Genomic DNA, 19,466 nt, shown 5'->3' with positions numbered 1-19,466 from the left:
CCGACCCCTTACAGCTTCATCAGGCTGGCGTCGTCGACCGAGGCCGAGTGCCGGGTACGGAACAGCGACACGATGATCGCGAGCCCGACCACGACCTCCGCGGCTGCGACGACCATCGTGAAGAAGGCGATGATCTGGCCGTCCAGGTTGCCGTGCATCCGGGAGAAGGTGACGAAGGCGAGGTTGCAGGCGTTGAGCATCAGCTCGATGCACATGAACACCACGATCGCGTTCCGCCTGATCAGCACCCCGGTGGCGCCGATCGTGAACAGCAGAGCGGCGAGGTACAGGTAGTTGACCGGGTTCAATTCGACGCCTCCTCGGTCCTCTTGAGCGCGGGACGCTCGTCCTCGGTCCGCTCCAGGCGCTCGGCGGCGCGCTGTTCCAGCGCGCGCAGATCGGTGATCGCCTGGTCGGACACATCGCGGATCTGACCGCGGTCGCGCAGGGTCTTGCTGACGGTCAGCTCGGACGGGGTGCCGTCGGGAAGGAGACCGGCGATGTCCACCGCGTTGTGCCGGGCGTAGACGCCGGGGGCGGGCAGCGGGGGAACGTGCTTGCCCTCGCGCACCCGCTGCTCGGACAGCTCGCGCTGGGTCTTGGCCCGCTCGGCGCGCTCGCGGTGGGTGAGCACCATGGCGCCGACCGCGGCCGTGATGAGGAGGGCGCCGGTGATTTCGAAGGCGAACACGTACTTGGTGAAGATGAGGGCGGCGAGGCCCTCCACATTGCCGTTCGCGTTCGCCTTGCCCACGCCGTCGAAGTCCTTGAGGGAGGCGTTGGCGATGCCCGCGAACAGCAGGACGCCGAAGCCGAGCCCGCACATGAGGGCAAGCCAGCGCTGGCCCTTGATGGTCTCCTTCAGGGAGTCCGCCGCGGTGACACCGACGAGCATCACCACGAACAGGAACAGCATCATGATCGCGCCGGTGTAGACGACGATCTGCACGATGCCCAGGAAGTAGGCGCCGTTGGCGAGGTAGAAGATCGCCAGCACGATCATGGTGCCTGCCAGGCAGAGCGCGCTGTGGACGGCTTTCTTCATGAAGACGGTGCACAGGGCGCCGATCACCGCGACGGTGCCCAGAACCCAGAACTGGAACGCCTCTCCGGTGGAGGTGGAGTAGGCGGCGAGTTGCGCACTCATGCGTCGGCCCCCTGCTCTTCGGGCTTCTCTCCCTCGGAGACGGCCACCTGCCGCTCCGTGCCCGGCGCGGCGCCGGTCACCAGGCCCTGGTAGTAGTCCTGCTCGTCCGTGCCCGGGTAGATGGCGTGGGGTGTGTCGACCATGCCCTCCTCGAGTCCGGCGAGCAGCTGCTCCTTGGTGTAGATGAGATTGGCGCGGCTGGAGTCCGCCAGTTCGAACTCGTTCGTCATCGTCAGCGCGCGCGTGGGGCACGCCTCGATGCACAGGCCGCACAGGATGCAGCGGGCGTAGTTGATCTGGTAGACCCGCCCGTACCGCTCGCCCGGCGAGTAGCGCTCCTCGTCCGTGTTGTCCGCGCCCTCCACGTAGATCGCGTCGGCGGGGCAGGCCCAGGCGCACAGCTCGCAGCCGACGCACTTCTCCAGGCCGTCCGGATGGCGGTTGAGCTGGTGCCGTCCGTGGAACCGCGGGGCCGTGGTCTTCTTCTGCTCCGGGTACTGCTCGGTCAGCCGCTTCTTGAACATGGCCTTGAAGGTCACGCCGAAGCCGGCCACGGGGTTCTGGAAACCGGGCTTGGTCTCCTTGGGCTCCTCAGTCATCGGACGCCTCCTTTCCATCCGAAGTTCCGTCACTGACAGTGTCCGGCCCGCCACTGACAATCAGCTCCCGCTCTTTGCGCGAGCGGCGCCGCGGCACGGGCGGCAGGGTCTGTCCCGGCAGCGGCGGTACGGGGAATCCGCCCGCCATCGGGTCGAAGGCGGCGGGCTCCTCGGCGGGCCGTCCGTCCTCCTTGGCCTTCTCGCGGAACATGTCGACGACGAACGACAGCAGCAGGAGCGTGAGGACGCCGCCCGCGACGTACAGGGCGATGTCGCCGAAGGCGTAGTTCTCGTCGCGCAGCGCCCGTACGGTCGCGACGAGCATCAGCCAGACCACGGAGACCGGGATGAGGACCTTCCAGCCGAGCTTCATCAGCTGGTCGTAACGGACCCGGGGCAGCGTGCCGCGCAGCCAGATGAAGAAGAACAGCAGCAGCTGGACCTTCACGACGAACCAGAGCAGCGGCCACCAGCCGTGGTTGGCGTCCGCCCAGAAGGAACTGATCGGCCACGGTGCCCGCCAGCCGCCCAGGAAGAGCGTGGTCGACACGGCCGAGACCGTCACCATGTTCACGTACTCGGCGAGCATGAACATCGCGAACTTGATCGAGGAGTACTCGGTGTTGAAGCCGCCGACCAGGTCGCCCTCGGACTCCGGCATGTCGAAGGGGGCGCGGTTGGTCTCGCCCACCATCGTGACGATGTAGATGACGAACGACACCGGCAGCAGCAGGATGTACCAGCGGTCGTGCTGCTGCTGGACGATCGTGGAGGTCGACATCGAGCCGGAGTAGAGGAACACGGAGGCGAACGCGGCGCCCATCGCGATCTCGTACGAGATCATCTGGGCACAGGAGCGCAGTCCGCCGAGGAGCGGGTAGGTGGATCCGGAGCTCCAGCCCGCGAGGACGATGCCGTAGATGCCGACCGAGGCGACCGCGAGGATGTAGAGCATCGCGATCGGCAGGTCCGTCAGCTGCATCGTGGTGCGGTGGCCGAAGATCGAGATCTCGTTGTCGGCGGGGCCGAAGGGGATCACCGCGATCGCCATGAAGGCCGGGATGGCCGCCACGATCGGTGCGAGGACGTAGACCACCTTGTCCGCGCGCTTGACGATGATGTCTTCCTTGAGCATCAGCTTCACGCCGTCGGCCAGCGACTGGAGCATGCCCCAGGGGCCGTGCCGGTTGGGTCCGATGCGCAGCTGCATCCAGGCGACGACCTTGCGCTCCCACACGATGGAGAACAGCACGGTCACCATCAGGAACGCGAAGCAGAAGACCGCCTTGACGACGACCAGCCACCACGGGTCGCGGCCGAACATGGAGAGGTCCTGGGCGGCGAGGTACGGGCTCATGCCTCCACCTCCTTGGGGGCGTCGGCGGTGGACACCGCCGGGCCGATGCGGACGAGGGTGCCGGGCAGCGCCCCGGTGTCGGAGGCGACGCCGCCCCCCGTGGAGTTCAGCGGGAGCCAGACGACGCGGTCGGGCATCTCGGTGATCTGCAGGGGTAGTTCGACGGTTCCCGCGGGGCCGGTCACGGCCAGGGCGTCGCCGTCCTTGACGCCCGCCTCGGCGGCGGTTGCGGGCGACACACGCGCGCATGCCGCATGCCGCGTGCCGGAGAGCGCGTCGTCGCCCTCCTGGAGGCGGCCCTGGTCGAGCAGCAGCCGGTGGCCCGCGAGCACGGCCTCTCCGGCTGCGGGGCGCGGAAGTTGCGCGCCGATCTCCAGGGGGTTGCTCGCCCGGGGTCCCTCCCAGGCGCCGAGCCGGTCGAGCTCCGCGCGCGCGGTGCGCAGATCGGGCAGCCCCAGATGGATGTCCATGGCGTCGGCGAGCATGTGCAGGACGCGCAGGTCGGTGGGTGCCAGGGAGCGCGTCATCTGCTCCGGCTTGAGCGCGGCCTCGAAGAGCCGTGCGCGTCCTTCCCAGTTGAGGAAGGTCCCGGCCTTCTCGGGCACCGCGGCGACGGGCAGCACCACGTCCGCGCGCTCGGTGACCTCGCTCGGCCGCAGTTCGAGCGAGACCAGGAAGTCCACCGCCGACAGCGCCTCACGCGCGCGTGCCGGGTCGGGGAGATCGGCGACTTCGACGCCGGCTACCACCAGGGCCCGCAGTTCACCGCTGATCGCGGCCTCGAGGATCTGGCCCGTGTCCCGGCCGTAGCGGAGCGGGAGTTCGGGCAGGTGCCAGGCGGTGGCGACCTCGTCCCGGGCGCGGGGGTCGGTGGCGGGGCGTCCGCCCGGCAGCAGCGTGGGCAGCGCGCCCACCTCGATCGCGCCGCGCTCCCCGGCCCGGCGCGGGATCCAGACCAGCTCGGCGCCGGTCGCGGCCGCGGTGCGGACGGCGGCCGTCAGTCCTCCCGCGACGGCGGCGAGACGTTCACCGACGATGATCACGGAGCCGCCGGTGCGCAGGGCCTCGGCGGCCCGCATCCCGTCCTCGTCCAGGCCGACCTTGCCGGCCAGCGCGTCCAGCCACTCGGTCTCCGTGCCGGGTGCGGCGGGGAGCAGCGTGCCCCCGGCCTTCTCCAGGCCCCGGGTGGCGTGGGTGGCGAGCGAGAAGACCTGCTGTCCGTGTCCCCTCCACGCCTTGCGCAGCCGCAGGAAGACCCCGGGCGCCTCTTCCTCGGACTCGAACCCGACGAGGAGGACGGCGGGCGCCTTCTCCAGGGAGGTGTAGGTGACGCCGGTGCCGTCGAGGTCCCGGCCGCGGCCCCCGATCCGGGCGGCCAGGAAGTCGGCCTCCTCGCCGCTGTGCACGCGTGCGCGGAAGTCGATGTCGTTCGTCTCGAGGGCCACCCGGGCGAACTTGCTGTACGCGTACGCGTCCTCGACGGTGAGCCGGCCGCCGGTCAGCACACCGGCCCGGCTCCGCGCGTCGAGCAGTGCCCGGGCGGCGGCCTCCAGGGCCTGGGGCCAGGAGGCCGGCTCCAGCTCACCGGATTCGCCCCTTACCAGCGGGGTTTCGAACCGGTCCCTCAGCTGTGCGTAGCGGAACGCGAACCGCCCCTTGTCGCAGATCCACTCCTCGTTGACCTCGGGGTCGTTCGCCGCGAGACGCCGCATGACCTTGCCGCGCCGGTGGTCCGTGCGGGTCGCGCAGCCTCCGGAGCAGTGCTCGCACACGGACGGCGAGGAGACGAGGTCGAAGGGGCGGGAGCGGAAGCGGTAGGCCGCCGAGGTGAGGGCGCCCACCGGGCAGATCTGGATGGTGTTCCCGGAGAAGTACGACTCGAAGGGGTCGCCCTCTCCGGTGCCGACCTGCTGGAGCGCGCCCCGCTCCAGCAGCTCGATCATCGGGTCGCCCGCGATCTGGTTGGAGAACCGGGTGCAGCGGGCGCACAGCACGCACCGCTCGCGGTCGAGCAGCACCTGGGTGGAGATGGCTACGGGCTTCTCGTAGGTCCGCTTCTTTCCCTCGAAGCGGGACTCTGCGTTGCCGTGCGACATGGCCTGGTTCTGCAGCGGGCACTCGCCGCCCTTGTCGCAGACCGGGCAGTCCAGCGGGTGGTTGATGAGCAGCAGCTCCATCACACCCTTCTGGGCCTTCTCGGCCACGGGCGAGGTGAGATGAGTCTTCACCACCATCCCGTCCGTACAGGTGATCGTGCAGGAAGCCATGGGCTTGCGCTGGCCCTCGACCTCGACGATGCACTGGCGGCAGGCGCCGGCCGGGTCGAGCAGGGGGTGGTCGCAGAAGCGGGGGATCTCGATGCCGAGCTGCTCGGCGGCGCGGATGACCAGGGTGCCCTTGGGCACGCTGATCTCGACGCCGTCGATCGTCACGGTGACGAGGTCCTCCGGCGGGACGGCCGCCTCTCCCCCTCCCGCGGGAGCGCTGGTGGTCACAGTCATGCGGTCACCTCCGCGGGCTTGTCCGCCCAGGCCGTGGACTTGGCCGGGTCGAAGGGGCAGCCCCGGCCCGTGATGTGGTCCTCGTACTCCTCGCGGAAGTACTTGAGGGAGGAGAAGATCGGCGAGGCGGCGCCGTCACCGAGGGCGCAGAAGGACTTGCCGTTGATGTTGTCGGCGATGTCGGCGAGCTTGTCGAGGTCGGACATCGCGCCCTTGCCCGCCTCGATGTCGCGCAGCAACTGGACGAGCCAGTACGTACCTTCGCGGCAGGGCGTGCACTTGCCGCAGGACTCGTGGGCGTAGAACTCGGTCCAGCGGGTGACGGCGCGGACCACGCAGGTCGTCTCGTCGAAGCACTGCAGGGCCTTGGTGCCGAGCATGGAACCGGCGGCGCCCACGCCCTCGTAGTCGAGCGGGACGTCGAGGTGCTCATCGGTGAACATCGGCGTGGAGGAGCCGCCCGGCGTCCAGAACTTGAGGTGGTGGCCGGACCGCATGCCGCCGCTCATGTCGAGCAGTTGGCGCAGGGTGATGCCGAGCGGCGCCTCGTACTGGCCGGGGTTCGCCACATGGCCGCTGAGCGAGTAGAGCGTGAAGCCCGGGGACTTCTCGCTGCCCATCGACCGGAACCATTCCTTGCCCCGGTTCAGGATCGCGGGAACCGACGCGATCGACTCGACGTTGTTCACAACAGTCGGGCACGCGTAGAGGCCCGCGACCGCGGGGAAGGGAGGACGCAGCCGCGGCTGGCCACGGCGGCCCTCGAGCGAGTCGAGCAGCGCGGTCTCCTCACCGCAGATGTACGCGCCGGCGCCCGCGTGCACGGTGAGTTCGAGGTCGAGTCCGCTGCCCAGGATGTCCTTGCCGAGGAAGCCCGCCTCGTGTGCCTCGCGTACGGCCGAGTGCAGCCGCCGCAGCACGGGGACGACTTCACCCCTCAGATAGATGAAGGCATGCGACGACCTGATGGCATAACACGCGATGACGATGCCCTCGATGAGGCTGTGCGGGTTCGCGAAGAGGAGCGGAATGTCCTTGCAGGTTCCGGGCTCCGATTCGTCGGCGTTGACAACCAGATAGTGAGGCTTGCCGTCGCCCTGCGGAATGAACTGCCACTTCATTCCCGTCGGGAATCCCGCGCCGCCGCGCCCGCGCAGCCCGGAGTCCTTGACGTAGGCGATCACGTCGTCGGGTGACATGGCGAGCGCCTTGCGGAGCCCCTCATATCCGTCGTGCCTTCGGTAGACGTCCAGCGTCCAGGACTTCTCCTCGTCCCAGAAGGCCGACAGCACGGGTACCAGCAGCTTCTCGGCGCTGCTCTCCCCCGCGCCCTCGAACCTGCTGGAGCGGGAGGTGCCCCCGTCCTCAGTGGTCACTGTCATCACTCCCCCTCCTCTGCGGCGGGGCCTGCCGGGTGAGCCGGGTCGGAGGCCGATGTGTCCTGCGGGGCGTCGTGCGAGCTGGGGTGCTCGGCCGGCGAGGGCGCGTGCGGCCCGCCGTCCTGCGGCTCGTCGTGCGGTCCGCCGTCCCGCGGGTGCACCACGCGCACGGCGGTGGTCTCGCCCTTCGCCAGCCGCAGCCCTACCAGCGAGGCGGGGCCCGCGCCGCCGGTCGCCTCGGTGGCGCCGTCCCGTTCGTCGGGGAAGCCGGCCAGGATCCGGGCGGTTTCCTTGAAGGTGCACAGCGGGGCACCCCGGGTGGGTTCGACGGGACGTCCGGCCCGCAGGTCGTCCACCAGCCTCTTGGCGCTGCCGGGGGTCTGGTTGTCGAAGAACTCCCAGTTCACCATCACGACCGGCGCGAAGTCGCAGGCCGCGTTGCACTCGATGTGCTCCAGGGTGATCTTGCCGTCCTCGGTGGTCCCGCCGTTGCCGACGCCGAGGTGCTCCTGGAGGGCGGTGAAGATCGCGTCGCCGCCCATCACGGCGCACAGGGTGTTGGTGCAGACGCCCACCTGGTAGTCGCCGGACGGTCCCCGCCGGTACATGGTGTAGAAGGTGGCGACCGCGGTGACCTCGGCCGTGGTCAGGTCCAGCATGTCCGCGCAGAACTTCATCCCGGTGCGCGTGACGTGCCCCTCCTCCGACTGCACGAGGTGCAGCAGCGGCAGCAGGGCGGACCGGGAGTCGGGGTAGCGCGCGATGAGCTCGCGGGCGTCCGCCTCCAGCCGGGCGCGGACGTCGTCCGGGTAGTCGGGCGCGGGCAGTTCGGGCATGCCCAGGCTGACGCCCCGCTCCGAAGAACTGGTGGTCACCGGTCGACGCCTCCCATCACGGGGTCGATGGACGCCACCGCGACGATGACGTCGGCGACCTGGCCGCCCTCGCACATCGCCGCCATGGCCTGCAGGTTGGTGAAGGACGGGTCCCGGAAGTGGACCCGGTAGGGGCGGGTGCCGCCGTCGGACACGGCGTGCACTCCGAGTTCGCCCTTGGGTGACTCGACCGTCGCGTACGTCTGTCCCGGCGGGACGCGGAAGCCCTCGGTCACCAGCTTGAAGTGGTGGATCAGGGCCTCCATGGAGGTGCCCATGATCTTCTTGATGTGGTCGAGGGAGTTGCCGAGCCCGTCCGGTCCCAGGGCGAGCTGGGCGGGCCAGGCGATCTTCTTGTCGGCGACCATGACCGGTCCGGGCTGGAGCCGGTCGAGGCACTGCTCGACGATCCTGAGCGACTGGCGCATCTCCTCCAGGCGGACGAGGAAGCGGCCGTAGGCGTCGCAGGTGTCGGCGGTCGGGACGTCGAAGTCGTAGGTCTCGTAGCCGCAGTAGGGCTGGGCCTTGCGCAGGTCGTGCGGCAGGCCCGCGGAGCGCAGGATCGGGCCGGTGACGCCGAGGGCCATGCATCCGGCCAGGTCGAGGTAGCCGATGTCCTGCATACGCGCCTTGAAGATGGGGTTCCCGGTGGCGAGCTTGTCGTACTCCGGGAGGTTCTTCTTCATCTTCTTGACGAACTCGCGGATCTGGTCCACCGCGCCGGGCGGCAGGTCCTGGGCGAGCCCGCCGGGGCGGACGTAGGCGTGATTCATCCGCAGACCGGTGATCAGCTCGAAGATGTCGAGGATCATCTCCCGGTCGCGGAAGCCGTAGATCATGATGGTGGTCGCGCCGAGTTCCATGCCTCCGGTGGCGATGCACACCAGGTGGGAGGACATCCGGTTCAGCTCCATGAGGAGCACCCGGAGGATCGTGGCGCGGTCCGGGACCTGGTCCTCGATGCCGAGGAGTTTCTCGACCGCGAGGCAGTACGCCGTCTCGTTGAAGAACGGAGTCAGGTAGTCCATGCGCGTCACGAACGTGGTGCCCTGGGTCCACGTGCGGTACTCGAGGTTCTTCTCGATACCGGTGTGGAGGTAGCCGATGCCGCAGCGGGCCTCGGTGACGGTCTCGCCGTCGATCTCCAGGATGAGCCTGAGCACGCCGTGCGTGGACGGGTGCTGCGGGCCCATGTTGACGATGAGGCGTTCGTCGTCGGTGCGCGCCGCGGACTGGACGACCTCGTCCCAGTCGCCACCGGTGACCGTGTAGACGGTGCCCTCGGTCGTCTCGCGCGAGGAGGCGGAGGACGGAGTCTGCGTGCTCATGAGTAGGACCTCCGCTGGTCCGGAGCCGGGATCTGGGCGCCCTTGTACTCGACGGGGATGCCGCCGAGGGGATAGTCCTTGCGCTGCGGGAAGCCCTGCCAGTCGTCGGGCATCATGATCCGCGTCAGCGCGGAGTGCCCGTCGAAGACCAGGCCGAAGAAGTCGTACGTCTCGCGCTCGTGCCAGTCGTTGGTGGGATAGACCGAGACGAGCGACGGGATGTGCGGGTCCGCGTCCGGGGCGCTGACCTCCAGGCGGATCAGCCGGTTGTGGGTGATCGAGCGCAGGTGGTAGACGGCGTGCAGCTCGCGGCCCTTGTCACCGGGGTAGTGCGCTCCGCTCACGCCCGTGCACAGTTCGAAGCGCAGCGCCGGGTCGTCGCGAAGGGTCTGGGCGACGGTGACGAGGTACTCGCGTTCGATGTGGAAGGTCAGCTCGCCGCGGTCGACGACCGTCTTGTCGATCGCGTTCCCGGCGACGAGGCCCTGCTCCTCGAGGGCACCCTCCAGTTCGTCGGCGACCTCGTCGAACCAGCCGCCGTAGGGGCGGGTGGCCGCGCCCGGCAGCCGGATCGAGCGGACGAGGCCGCCGTAGCCGGAGGTGTCGCCGCCGTTGCCGGCGCCGAACATGCCGCGCTGGACACGGATCTCCTCGCCGCCGGCGCCGCGCATGCCGGGGAGGTTCGCTGCGCCGAGGTCCTTTTCGGGGTTGACCCCGTTGCCGTTCGCCGCGGCACCGCCTGCGCCGCTACCCGGCGTCTTCGCGCCGTCGCCCGGCGTGTTCGCACCGTTGCTCTTCGCGTCGCTCATCGCAGCAGCCCCTTCATCTCGATCGTCGGGAGGGCCTTGAGCGCCGCCTCCTCCGCCTCGCGGGCCGCTTCCCGGGCGTTGACGCCGAGCTTGGAGGTCTGGATCTTCTGGTGGAGCTTGAGGATCGCGTCCATCAGCATCTCGGGTCGCGGCGGACAGCCGGGCAGATAGATGTCCACGGGGACGATGTGATCGACGCCCTGGACGATCGCGTAGTTGTTGAACATGCCGCCCGAGGACGCACAGACCCCCATGGAGATCACCCACTTGGGGTTCGGCATCTGGTCGTAGACCTGCCTGAGGACCGGCGCCATCTTCTGGCTGACCCGGCCCGCCACGATCATGAGGTCCGCCTGGCGGGGCGAGCCGCGGAAGACCTCCATGCCGAAGCGCGCCAGGTCGTAGCGGCCCGCTCCGGTGGTCATCATCTCGATGGCACAGCAGGCGAGGCCGAAGGTGGCGGGGAAGACCGACGCCTTGCGCACCCAGCCCGCGGCCTGCTCGACGGTGGTCAGAAGGAATCCGCTCGGCAGCTTTTCTTCGAGTCCCATGACTAAAGGCCCCTCAGTCCCATTCCAGGCCGCCGCGTCGCCATACGTACGCGTAGGCGACGAAGACGGTGAGCACGAAGAGCAGCATCTCCACGAGCCCGAAAATCCCGAGGGCGTCGAAGGTGACGGCCCACGGGTAGAGGAAGACGATCTCGATGTCGAAGACGATGAAGAGCATCGCCGTCAGGTAGTACTTGATCGGGAAGCGCCCGCCGCCGGCCGGCGTGGGGGTGGGTTCGATACCGCACTCGTAGGCTTCGAGCTTGGCGCGGTTGTACCGCTTCGGACCGATCAGCGTGGCCATGACCACGGAGAAGATCGCAAAGCCTGCCCCGAGGGCTCCCAGTACGAGGATGGGCGCATACGCGTTCACCGCTCCTCGCTCCTCTCAGTCGGCACTGACTGGCGGTTTGCACTGGACTCACAGCCGCCCCACCTGTCCCACGAGCCCCGCTCGCCCCAGCGAAGATCGCGTACATGTGAAGCAGGTCACAAGCCCAACTGCCCCGCATCTTATGCCCGCCGCCATGTGATCTGCGACACGGGGGTCCCCACGTACTTTGTGATCTCCACCACCCGGCGAAGGATCATGAAGTCGGATGAGCGGTGATCTACATACGCGAAGCAGTCAAGCGATCACCAAGAGGTGACATTTTCGTTCATCGCTGCTGGTCGGAGCCTCGTTGCAATATCAAACAGATGCCCGTCGAGGCAAATTGGTGCCGGGCCCGATCCCTTGATAGAGGAGCCCGTTCACACGCCAGAGGGAGGGGCGGGGACGAATGTGGACGCGTGCATGGATTCACGAGCGAGGGGCATGCGACCACCGATGCGAGTGCGCGCATTCACGAGCGCCGATGGACTCCGTCCACGCGCGAGACGCCGCCGCAGAGACGACCGTTCCGTGACCTGCGTCACATACCCATGGGGGTCCGATAAAGCGGGCTTGGCCACGCGGCCCGACCGGTGGTAGGCGCGGAGCAAATACGGACCAACCGACGAAACCCCATGATCACACGCTTGATCACTGCTGTCCGTAATGCCCGTTACGGCGTCAATAAAGAGTCGCCCACCCGGGTTTCAAGGTCTCGATTGAACAACTGTGGCGCAGCACACGTTTCTTGAAGGTATGGAGGAGCCCCTGATACCGCTTGTACCCATGTCCCACACCGCTCACATACGCAGCCACCGGAAGCCCCGGAACCGCAACGCGTCGACGATCGCGATGCGGGCCGGAGTCGCGGGTGGCGTTCTCAGCCTGGCCGCAGCCGGCGCCTCGGCTTCGGCCAGCGCCGCAGAGCCGGTTACGCAGACTCTTGAGCTGCCCACGTTCACCGCCGATCTGTCCGCTCAGGTCGCGCAGTCCGCGGAGGCCACCCAGCAGGCCGCGGACAACTACCAGTTGCAGGCCGAGCGCGACGCGGCCGCCTCGAAGGCCGCGAAGCAGGCCGAGGCGGACCTCGCCGTGGCCAAGAAGAAGGCCGCGGAGGCCGAGCGCAAGGCCGAGGCCGCGCGCAAGACGGCCGCTGCCGCCTCGCGCAGCTCGGAGCGCACCGTCCTCGCCGCCACCTCGGGCAGCACCTCGACGGGCGCGTCCACGGCCACCGGTTCGGCCGCCTCGGTCGTCGCCTTCGTCAAGGCGCAGATCGGTGACACCTACATCTCGGGCGGCACCGGACCGAACGTGTGGGACTGCTCGGGCCTGGTGCAGGCCGCGTTCAAGCAGGCCGGCGTCAGCCTGCCGCGCGTCTCGCAGGACCAGTCGACCCAGGGCACCCAGGTCTCGCTGAGCAACCTTCAGCCGGGCGACATCCTGTACTGGGGCAGCGCGGGCAGCGCGTACCACGTGGCGGTGTACGTCGGCGGCGGCAACTTCGTCGGCGCGCAGAACCCGTCCGAGGGCGTCGTGGAGAGGCCGCTGTCGTACGACCCGCCGACCGGCGCGATCCGCGTGCTCTGAGCGCACACACGCAGCAAGGGTGAAGGGCTGTCACCACGGGGCACCGTGGTGACAGCCCTTCGCTCGTGTCGGTGGGGACGGCCTTTCGCTCGTGTCGGTAGGGACGGCCCTTCGCTCGTGACACCGGCGACGGCCCGCACGCGCATCGCTCGTACGGGCCGGGGCTCGGCCTCCTGAGGCCGCCTACGCCTTGGGGGCCACCTTCGACAGACCGTTGATGACCCGGTCCATCGCGTCGCCGCCCGTCGGGTCCGTAAGGTTGGCCAGCAGCTTCAGCGTGAACTTCATCAGCAGCGGGTGCGTCAGGCCCCGCTGCGTCGCGATCTTCATCACCTTCGGGTTGCCGATCAGCTTCACGAAGGCGCGGCCCAGCGTGTAGTAACCGCCGTAGGTGTCCTTGAGGATCTTCGGGTAGTTGTGCAGGGCCAGTTCGCGCTGGGCGGGCGTGGCCCGGGCCAGGGCCTGGACGATGACGTCCGCCGCGAGCTGCCCCGACTCCATGGCGTACGCGATGCCTTCGCCGTTGAAGGGGTTCACCAGGCCGCCCGCGTCGCCGACGAGGAGGAGCCCCTTGGTGTAGTGGGGCTGGCGGTTGAAGGCCATGGGGAGGGCGGCGCCGCGGATCGGGCCGGTCATGTTCTCGGGGGTGTAACCCCAGTCCTCAGGCATCGACGCGCACCAGGCCTTCAGCACCTCGCGCCAGTCCAGCTCCTTGAAGGATGCCGAGGTGTTCAGGACGCCGAGGCCGACGTTCGACGTTCCGTCGCCCATGCCGAAGATCCAGCCGTAGCCCGGCAGCAGCCGCTCCTGGCCCCCGCGCCGGTCCCACAGCTCCAGCCAGGACTCCAGGTAGTCGTCCTCATGGCGCGGAGAGGTGAAGTACGTACGCACCGCGACGCCCATCGGGCGGTCCTCGCGGCGGTGCAGGCCCATCGCCAGTGACAGCCGGGAGGAGTTGCCGTCCGCGGCCACCACCAGGGGCGCGTGGAAGGTGACCTCACGCTTCTCCTCGCCGAGCTTGACGTGCACGCCGGTGATACGGCCGGTGCGGCCGTCGATGACCGGGGCGCCCACATTGCAGCGCTCGTACAGGCGCGCGCCCGCCTTCTGCGCGTTCCGGGCCAGCTGCTCGTCGAAGTCGTCGCGCTTGCGGACGAGGCCGTAGTCCGGGTACGAGGCGAGATCGGGCCAGTCCAGCTGGAGCCGTGCCCCACCGCCGATGATGCGCAGACCCTTGTTGCGCAGCCAGCCGGCCTCCTCGGAGATGTCGATGCCCATCGAGACGAGCTGCTTGGTGGCGCGGGGCGTGAGGCCGTCACCGCACACCTTCTCGCGCGGGAAGGCGGTCTTCTCCAGCAGCAGGACGTCGAGGCCCGCCTTCGCCAGGTAGTAGGCGGTGGTGGAACCGGCTGGTCCGGCCCCGACGACGATCACATCGGCGGTGTGTTCGGTAAGGGGCTGGGGCTCGGTCACGGCGGGTTCTCCCCAAGACTCGGAGGCGACGACGGCGCCGGCAGCGGCGGTGCCGAAATCCTCGGCGAAATGCGCGTGCTGACGGGCACTGGACATGGGCAGTCTATTCAGCGGTACCGATCCCCCGGCTGAAGGGCTGCCCCCGTGAACCGAGCTCTCCCCGCCGTACGGCTGCGCGTTCCCACCGACGAGGACGCCGTCGTATGGCACAGGGTCTTCAACGACCCCGAGGTCATGGAGTTCTACGGCGGGCGGTCCGCCGAACTCTTCGTCTACGAGGAGCTCACCGCCCGCCAGCGCAGGCACGACGCGGAGCGTGGCTACTGCCTGTGGACCGTGCTCGGCGAAGGGGACGAGGTGCTCGGCTTCACGGGGGCGCAGCCCTGGCCCGGCGAGTGGGGTCCGAAGGGCGAGATCGAGATCGGCTGGCGGCTCGGGCGGGAGCACTGGGGCAAGGGGTACGTCACCGCGGCGGCGCTCACCACGCTGGAGCGGCTGCGGGCGGCGGGCGTACCGAGGGTCGTGGCGATGGTGATGGCGGAGAACAGGCGGTCGATAGCCGTGACCCGGCGCCTCGGCATGGAACTGGCCGAAGTCTTCACGCACCCGAGGCTCGGGGAACCCGCGCACTGCTACCGGCTCGACCTGTGACGCCGCGGCGCCGCGGTGCGGCAGCGCAGCGACATCTCGAGCCGTGACGGCGCGTAACCAACTGTTACAGAACGACACATGACGCTTCCGGGTGGCACCCTCGGCCGGTTACCCTTCCAGTACCGCTGGGGGTGACATCTGTGCCCATAACACCCAAAACACCCGAAGTCCGTGTGCCACGGCTGGTCGGCCTGATGGCGATGGACGCGCGCGAGGCCGCCGCGAAGCAGGACGTGCTGCTCGCGGCACCGGACCGGCCGGACTTCCACCGCACCGTCGTCGACTACGTCGTACGCCAATACCCCTTGCCCGGCACCGAGGTGCCGCGCGGGGCCGTCATCACCGTGTGGTTCGACCTCGGGGAGGGCGAGGGTGGTGGAGGCGCGGGAGTGCGCGAACCGCGGCTGCCTCTGCCGCCGCCCGGCGGACTGCGGCGTGAACTCGACGAGCCGGGGGACGCCTTCGAGCTCCTCAGGTGAGGGCCGTGGGGGCGGTGCTCAGTCCGCCTTGAAACCGCGGTGCAGTGCCACGACCCCGCCGGTCAGGTTCCGCCAGGCCACCTTCGACCAGCCCGCCGTGCGCAGCCGCTCGGCGAGGGCGGGCTGGTCGGGCCAGGCGCGGATGGACTCGGCGAGGTAGACGTACGCGTCGGGGCTGGACGACACCGCACGGGCCACCGGCGGCAGCGCGCGCATCAGGTACTCGATGTAGATCGTCCTGAACGGCGTCCAGGTCGGATGCGAGAACTCGCAGATCACGACCCGTCCGCCGGGCCTGGTCACCCGGTACAGCTCGCGCAGGGCCGCGTCCGTGTCCTGCACGTTGCGCAGTCCGAAGGAGATCGTCACGGCGTCGAAGGTGTCGTCCCTGAAGGGCAGCCTGGTCGCGTCGCCCGCCGTGAACGGCAGCCATGGATGCCGCTTCTTGCCGACCTGGAGCATCCCCAGCGAGAAGTCGCAGGGGACCACGTACGCGCCCGTGCGCGTGAAGGGGAGCGACGAGGTCGCCGTGCCCGCCGCCAGGTCCAGGATCTTCTGAGCGGGCCGCGCGTCGACGGCCTTCGCGACCTCCTTGCGCCACACCCGGTCCTGCCCGAGCGACAGCACGTCGTTGGTGAGGTCGTACCGTTCCGCCACGTCGTCGAACATCGAGGCGACTTCGTGCGGCTGCTTGTCCAGGGATGCGCGGGTCACGGTCCCCATTGTGGCAGTACGGGCCCGGCGCGGATCAGGCACCCGGGCCGCGTGCCGCCGCTCGCCCCGGCCGGCGCCGCAACGGCGCGCCGGTGAGCACAGCGGGCGGTTCAGCGGCGCCGGTACACCAGCCGCCCCGCGACGACCGTAGCCACACAGGTGCCGGCGCCGCGTGCGGCGAGCGCGGTCTCGTCCGGAACGTCGAACACGGCGAAGGTCGCGTCCCGGCCCGGCATCCCGCGCGGCGGAAGCGGCGACGGCGCCATCGCCTCCTCCAGGGGCCGCCCGGCCAGGGGATCGAGGGACGGCGGGGACACCGGACGCCCGAAGCGCTCCTCGAGGGACACCCCCGCCCGGCGCACCGCGTCCACCACGGCGGGACGCCGCAGCTCCCCGGCCACGGCGACGGTCCCGTGCGCCAGCATCCGCTGCACACCGCGCCGCGCACTGGCGCCCCGGCGCGCGTCGCTCATGGCCAGCGCGGCGAGGGCGTCGCCCGTGAGCGGCTCGGTTCCGAGCTCGTCGGCTTCGCGGGGATCGGGATGGTAGGCGTGCTCCAGCAGTTCGGGCCCGTACGGGTTCAGCAGCCCCGGTGTGAGGAGTCCCGGCCAGCGCCGGACCCGGGCGGCGGGATGGGCCGCCATGAGCTCCTCGCAGGGGCCGACGTCCGCGCACTCACGGCCGTCGACCAGCACGGCGCCGCCGGGCAGGGCGGGCCGCTGGTCCCCCGTGACCAGGAGATCGGCGGCGTGGATCGTCAGCACCGGCGCGTCAGTTGGACGTGAGCAGCTTCAGCTCGGGGTGGGCCGTGCCGCCCGCGATGGCCGTGGACGAGATGTGGGACGCGACGCGCTCGTCCACCGGGTCGTTCGCCGGGTCGTCGTGGACGACGAGGTGCTCGTACGTCGTGGCGCGCTGGGCGGGGACACGGCCCGCCTTGCGGATCAGGTCGATGATCTCCAGCCGGTTGGAGCGGTGCTTCGCCCCGGCCGACGAGACCACGTTCTCCTCCAGCATGATCGAGCCGAGGTCGTCCGCGCCGTAGTGCAGGGACAACTGGCCGACCTCCTTGCCGGTGGTCAGCCACGAGCCCTGGATGTGCCGCACGTTGTCCAGGAAGAGGCGGGCGATCGCGATCATCCGCAGGTACTCGAAGAGGGTCGCCTGGGTGCGGCCCTTCAGGTGGTTGTTCTCGGGCTGGTAGGTGTACGGGATGAAGGCCCGGAAGCCGCCCGTGCGGTCCTGGACGTCACGGATCATCCGCAGGTGCTCGATGCGCTCCGCGTTGGTCTCGCCGGTGCCCATCAGCATGGTGGACGTCGACTCGACACCCAGGTTGTGCGCGGCCTCCATGATCTCCAGCCAGCGCTCGCCGCTCTCCTTCAGCGGGGCGATGGCCTTGCGCGGGCGCTCGGGCAGGAGTTCGGCACCGGCGCCGGCGAAGGAGTCGAGACCGGCCTCGTGGATGCGCGTGATGGCCTCTTCCACCGAGACGCCGGAGATCCGCGCCATGTGCTCGACCTCGGACGCCCCCAGGCTGTGGATGACCAGCTGCGGAAAGGCGTCCTTGATGGCGCGGAAGTGCTTCTCGTAGTACTCGACGCCGTAGTCCGGGTGGTGGCCGCCCTGGAACATGATCTGGGTGCCGCCGAGTTCCACGGTCTCCGCGCAGCGGCGCAGGATGTCGTCGAGGTCGCGGGTCCAGCCCTTGTCCGTGTCCTTCGGAGCCGCGTAGAAGGCACAGAACCTGCACGCCGTGACGCACACGTTCGTGTAGTTGATGTTCCGCTCGATGATGTACGTCGCGATGTGCTCGATACCGGCGTACTTGCGGCGGCGTACGGCGTCGGCAGCGGCGCCCAGCGCGTGCAGCGGGGCGTCCCTGTAGAGGACGAGCGCCTCTTCGGGGGTGATCCGTCCGCCTGCGGCGGCACGGTCGAGGACGGCTGTGACATCAATGGGCGTGAGGTCGGCCTTCTCGGTCACCGGGCGTCCCCTTCGTATGGATTGCGGACGGACGTAAGGGTCATGGACGGACCGGGCCAGCCTACGCCAGCGGCTTCACGGCACCGACGTCAGGCGGCGCAGGTCCCGAGACAGGCCTCAGGCGGCGTGCGCCCCGACCAGGAGCCCGGCGAAGGCCCCGGCGATGAGGAACGGCCCGAACGGGATCGAGGTCCGCCGCCCGGCACGCCGCAGTGCGACCAGCCCGAGCCCGTACAGCCCTCCGAAGAGGAATCCGGCGAAGGTCCCGAGCACCACGGTGGGCCAGCCGTACCAGCCGAGCACCGCCCCGAGGCCCAGCGCCAGCTTGACGTCGCCGAAGCCCATGCCGCTCGGGTTGACGAGGCGGAGCAGGAAGTAGGTGCCGGCGAGGACGAGGGTTCCCAGCAGCGCCGTGAGCCAGTCGCCCGCGTGCCGGGGCAGGACGGCCGCGGCGCCGAGCAGGGCCAGGGCGAGGGCGGCCAGCGGCAGGGTGAGCACGTCCGGCAGCCGCTGCACCCTGAAGTCCACGAGTGCCAGCAGGACGCCTGCCGGGGCAAGCAGCAGCCAGACCAGGAGTTCCGGGCGGGTTCCGGTGGCGAGGGCGAGGGCCGCGCAGACCAGTGCGGTGACGGCGCACACGAACACGCTCCCGGGGCCGTACGCCCGCCCGTCCGCACACCGGGCCCGGCCCACCCACCCGCCGATGGGATGCCCGCCCGGACACCGGTCCCGCCAGGGCTGCCCGGGCTCGACACAGAGCCGGTAGGCCGCGCGGGGCACCAGTGTCCCGGTCGCCGCGCCCCACACCGCGGCGGCGACGGCGGGCCAGAGATCGAGATCCACGGGCCCACCCTACGCACGCCCCGGCCGGGCGGACCACGTCCTTCGCGGCGGGACGCCGGAAGTGGACGACCCGCCGGACACCGGCGCCCTGCCGCGGCACTAGGCTGACGGCCGATGTGATCGAACGGGGGCGTCGCAGGCAGTGGTTGCCCAATGGATACCGCCTCAGGGGATGCACACGGGCCCCTTCCCGACCGGGCCTGCCAGGGCCCTGCTCGGGGCCGGTGGAGTGGTCGTCCTCACCGCCGCGGTCTCCGCCGCGCTGACCCGGCGGACAGGCGATGCCGGACCTCTGATCAGATGGCTGTTCGGACTCGGCCTGACTCTGTGCCTTCTGGGCGGAGCCGGGCTGCTGGTCCACTCCATCGAGGTGCGGCGGACGAGCGACGGGCTGCACGGGGCCGGCCGTCGGATCATCGATGACGCACTGGGAGTTGCCCGGGACTGCGACCCCGCCTCCCCCCGGCCCACCTTCTTCTACCCGGGCGGACAGACGCCCGGCGGCACCGCCACATACGTTCCGTCGCCGTGCAGCACCTCGCCGCGCGACGCACTGGGCAACTCGCCGACAGCGTTCACCCCAGCCGGGTACACGGCTGAGGAAGGGGACTCCTTCTCCTTGAACGGGCATGTGACGGTGACCGAACCGGACAGCGGAAAGCAGGTCTGCGCCACCGTTCCTGACACGGTGGCCGGCACCGGATCCGTTGTCGACGGGCCGTGCAAGGGCTGAAGGACCGTGGGGACCGGGACGTCTGGCCAAGTCGCCCCATCGCCCCGGCGGTTGGACCCTGCCCTCGGGCTCGGCCGGGAT

Annotated in this window: 20 protein-coding genes; 4 read left to right on the top strand and 16 right to left on the bottom strand. The window is 69.8% G+C overall.

What is annotated here, in order from left to right:
* Window positions 1–8 precede the first annotated feature (8 nt).
* From nuoK to ABZ845_RS03835, 11 genes are read right to left on the bottom strand one after another with little or no spacing between them, the layout of a single operon-like run.
* Window positions 9–308: an NADH-quinone oxidoreductase subunit NuoK gene (gene nuoK / locus ABZ845_RS03885; protein ID WP_023547474.1), complete on the bottom strand. Its 300-nt coding sequence runs from the start codon at window positions 306–308 to the stop codon at window positions 9–11.
* Window positions 305–1,147, bottom strand: a complete 843-nt coding sequence (locus ABZ845_RS03880; RefSeq protein WP_360972650.1) for an NADH-quinone oxidoreductase subunit J — start codon at window positions 1,145–1,147, stop codon at window positions 305–307. Before ABZ845_RS03880 ends, nuoK begins: the two co-directional genes overlap by 4 nt.
* Window positions 1,144–1,746 carry an NADH-quinone oxidoreductase subunit NuoI gene (gene nuoI / locus ABZ845_RS03875; RefSeq protein WP_360972648.1) on the bottom strand — a complete coding sequence of 201 codons (603 nt, stop codon included), beginning with the start codon at window positions 1,744–1,746 and terminating at the stop codon, window positions 1,144–1,146. Before nuoI ends, ABZ845_RS03880 begins: the two co-directional genes overlap by 4 nt.
* Window positions 1,739–3,103: an NADH-quinone oxidoreductase subunit NuoH gene (gene nuoH, locus ABZ845_RS03870; RefSeq protein WP_360972646.1), complete on the bottom strand. Its 1,365-nt coding sequence runs from the start codon at window positions 3,101–3,103 to the stop codon at window positions 1,739–1,741. The genes nuoI and nuoH overlap by 8 nt, the downstream gene beginning before the upstream one ends.
* Window positions 3,100–5,604: an NADH-quinone oxidoreductase subunit G gene (locus ABZ845_RS03865; RefSeq protein WP_360972644.1), complete on the bottom strand. Its 2,505-nt coding sequence runs from the start codon at window positions 5,602–5,604 to the stop codon at window positions 3,100–3,102. The genes nuoH and ABZ845_RS03865 overlap by 4 nt, the downstream gene beginning before the upstream one ends.
* A complete protein-coding gene (gene nuoF, locus ABZ845_RS03860; protein ID WP_360972642.1) occupies window positions 5,601–6,986 on the bottom strand; it encodes an NADH-quinone oxidoreductase subunit NuoF in 1,386 nt (461 codons plus the stop codon). The genes ABZ845_RS03865 and nuoF overlap by 4 nt, the downstream gene beginning before the upstream one ends.
* Window positions 6,986–7,858 (bottom strand): NADH-quinone oxidoreductase subunit NuoE, encoded by an 873-nt coding sequence (gene nuoE / locus ABZ845_RS03855; RefSeq protein ID WP_360972640.1) that lies wholly within the window; start codon window positions 7,856–7,858, stop codon window positions 6,986–6,988. Before nuoE ends, nuoF begins: the two co-directional genes overlap by 1 nt.
* Window positions 7,855–9,186, bottom strand: coding sequence for an NADH-quinone oxidoreductase subunit D (locus ABZ845_RS03850; RefSeq protein ID WP_360972638.1), 1,332 nt, complete (start codon window positions 9,184–9,186; stop codon window positions 7,855–7,857). The genes nuoE and ABZ845_RS03850 overlap by 4 nt, the downstream gene beginning before the upstream one ends.
* Window positions 9,183–9,995, bottom strand: a complete 813-nt coding sequence (locus ABZ845_RS03845) for an NADH-quinone oxidoreductase subunit C (protein ID WP_360972636.1) — start codon at window positions 9,993–9,995, stop codon at window positions 9,183–9,185. Before ABZ845_RS03845 ends, ABZ845_RS03850 begins: the two co-directional genes overlap by 4 nt.
* Window positions 9,992–10,546 carry an NADH-quinone oxidoreductase subunit B gene (locus tag ABZ845_RS03840; protein ID WP_152885510.1) on the bottom strand — a complete coding sequence of 185 codons (555 nt, stop codon included), beginning with the start codon at window positions 10,544–10,546 and terminating at the stop codon, window positions 9,992–9,994. Before ABZ845_RS03840 ends, ABZ845_RS03845 begins: the two co-directional genes overlap by 4 nt.
* Before the next feature lie 13 nt (window positions 10,547–10,559).
* Complete coding sequence (locus tag ABZ845_RS03835; protein ID WP_003992243.1) at window positions 10,560–10,919, bottom strand: NADH-quinone oxidoreductase subunit A; 360 nt, start codon at window positions 10,917–10,919, stop codon at window positions 10,560–10,562.
* Window positions 10,920–11,705: 786 nt separating this feature from the next.
* On the opposite strand from ABZ845_RS03835, the gene ABZ845_RS03830 reads away from it, so the two are divergent.
* Window positions 11,706–12,506: a C40 family peptidase gene (locus tag ABZ845_RS03830; protein WP_360972634.1), complete on the top strand. Its 801-nt coding sequence runs from the start codon at window positions 11,706–11,708 to the stop codon at window positions 12,504–12,506.
* A 183-nt stretch (window positions 12,507–12,689) separates the two neighbouring features.
* On the opposite strand, the gene ABZ845_RS03825 is transcribed toward ABZ845_RS03830, so the two are convergent.
* Complete coding sequence (locus ABZ845_RS03825) at window positions 12,690–13,979, bottom strand: geranylgeranyl reductase family protein (protein WP_360973065.1); 1,290 nt, start codon at window positions 13,977–13,979, stop codon at window positions 12,690–12,692.
* A gap of 144 nt (window positions 13,980–14,123) precedes the next feature.
* On the opposite strand from ABZ845_RS03825, the gene ABZ845_RS03820 reads away from it, so the two are divergent.
* Both ABZ845_RS03820 and ABZ845_RS03815 read left to right on the top strand, forming a co-directional pair.
* Window positions 14,124–14,630: a GNAT family N-acetyltransferase gene (locus ABZ845_RS03820; protein ID WP_360972632.1), complete on the top strand. Its 507-nt coding sequence runs from the start codon at window positions 14,124–14,126 to the stop codon at window positions 14,628–14,630.
* A gap of 140 nt (window positions 14,631–14,770) precedes the next feature.
* Complete coding sequence (locus tag ABZ845_RS03815; protein WP_360972630.1) at window positions 14,771–15,109, top strand: PASTA domain-containing protein; 339 nt, start codon at window positions 14,771–14,773, stop codon at window positions 15,107–15,109.
* An 18-nt stretch (window positions 15,110–15,127) separates the two neighbouring features.
* Here ABZ845_RS03815 and ABZ845_RS03810 read toward each other — a convergent pair whose 3' ends face one another.
* The 4 genes from ABZ845_RS03810 to ABZ845_RS03795 all read right to left on the bottom strand — a co-directional run bounded on the left by ABZ845_RS03810 (window position 15,128) and on the right by ABZ845_RS03795 (window position 18,652).
* A complete protein-coding gene (locus ABZ845_RS03810) occupies window positions 15,128–15,823 on the bottom strand; it encodes a demethylmenaquinone methyltransferase (RefSeq protein WP_360972628.1) in 696 nt (231 codons plus the stop codon).
* A gap of 110 nt (window positions 15,824–15,933) precedes the next feature.
* Window positions 15,934–16,587 (bottom strand): hypothetical protein, encoded by a 654-nt coding sequence (locus tag ABZ845_RS03805; RefSeq protein WP_360972626.1) that lies wholly within the window; start codon window positions 16,585–16,587, stop codon window positions 15,934–15,936.
* A 7-nt stretch (window positions 16,588–16,594) separates the two neighbouring features.
* Complete coding sequence (mqnC, locus tag ABZ845_RS03800; protein ID WP_360972624.1) at window positions 16,595–17,809, bottom strand: cyclic dehypoxanthinyl futalosine synthase; 1,215 nt, start codon at window positions 17,807–17,809, stop codon at window positions 16,595–16,597.
* Window positions 17,810–17,926: 117 nt separating this feature from the next.
* Complete coding sequence (locus tag ABZ845_RS03795; protein WP_360972622.1) at window positions 17,927–18,652, bottom strand: A24 family peptidase; 726 nt, start codon at window positions 18,650–18,652, stop codon at window positions 17,927–17,929.
* Between the two features lie 172 nt (window positions 18,653–18,824).
* Here ABZ845_RS03795 and ABZ845_RS03790 point away from each other — a divergent pair, with 172 nt between their 5' ends.
* Window positions 18,825–19,385, top strand: a complete 561-nt coding sequence (locus ABZ845_RS03790; protein WP_360972620.1) for a hypothetical protein — start codon at window positions 18,825–18,827, stop codon at window positions 19,383–19,385.
* Window positions 19,386–19,466: the final 81 nt, after the last annotated feature.

Origin of the sequence: Streptomyces sp. NPDC047022 (assembly GCF_040644155.1) — a bacterium.
Lineage (GTDB): Bacteria > Actinomycetota > Actinomycetes > Streptomycetales > Streptomycetaceae > Streptomyces.
The sequence above is the reverse complement of the archived record's forward strand: the minus strand, read 5'-3'. Positions and strand labels throughout refer to the sequence as shown.

Bases quoted from the DNA above. Each gene is read 5' to 3' on its own strand.
- ABZ845_RS03840 (WP_152885510.1), bottom strand. From the start codon at position 10,546: ATGGGACTCGAAGAAAAGCTGCCGAGCGGATTCCTTCTGACCACCGTC.
- ABZ845_RS03865 (WP_360972644.1), bottom strand. From the start codon at position 5,604: ATGACTGTGACCACCAGCGCTCCCGCGGGAGGGGGAGAGGCGGCCGTC.
- ABZ845_RS03845 (WP_360972636.1), bottom strand. From the start codon at position 9,995: ATGAGCGACGCGAAGAGCAACGGTGCGAACACGCCGGGCGACGGCGCG.
- ABZ845_RS03880 (WP_360972650.1), bottom strand. From the start codon at position 1,147: ATGAGTGCGCAACTCGCCGCCTACTCCACCTCCACCGGAGAGGCGTTC.
- ABZ845_RS03850 (WP_360972638.1), bottom strand. From the start codon at position 9,186: ATGAGCACGCAGACTCCGTCCTCCGCCTCCTCGCGCGAGACGACCGAG.
- nuoI (WP_360972648.1), bottom strand. From the start codon at position 1,746: ATGACTGAGGAGCCCAAGGAGACCAAGCCCGGTTTCCAGAACCCCGTG.
- ABZ845_RS03790 (WP_360972620.1), top strand. From the start codon at position 18,825: ATGCACACGGGCCCCTTCCCGACCGGGCCTGCCAGGGCCCTGCTCGGG.
- ABZ845_RS03830 (WP_360972634.1), top strand. From the start codon at position 11,706: ATGTCCCACACCGCTCACATACGCAGCCACCGGAAGCCCCGGAACCGC.
- nuoF (WP_360972642.1), bottom strand. From the start codon at position 6,986: ATGACAGTGACCACTGAGGACGGGGGCACCTCCCGCTCCAGCAGGTTC.
- nuoH (WP_360972646.1), bottom strand. From the start codon at position 3,103: ATGAGCCCGTACCTCGCCGCCCAGGACCTCTCCATGTTCGGCCGCGAC.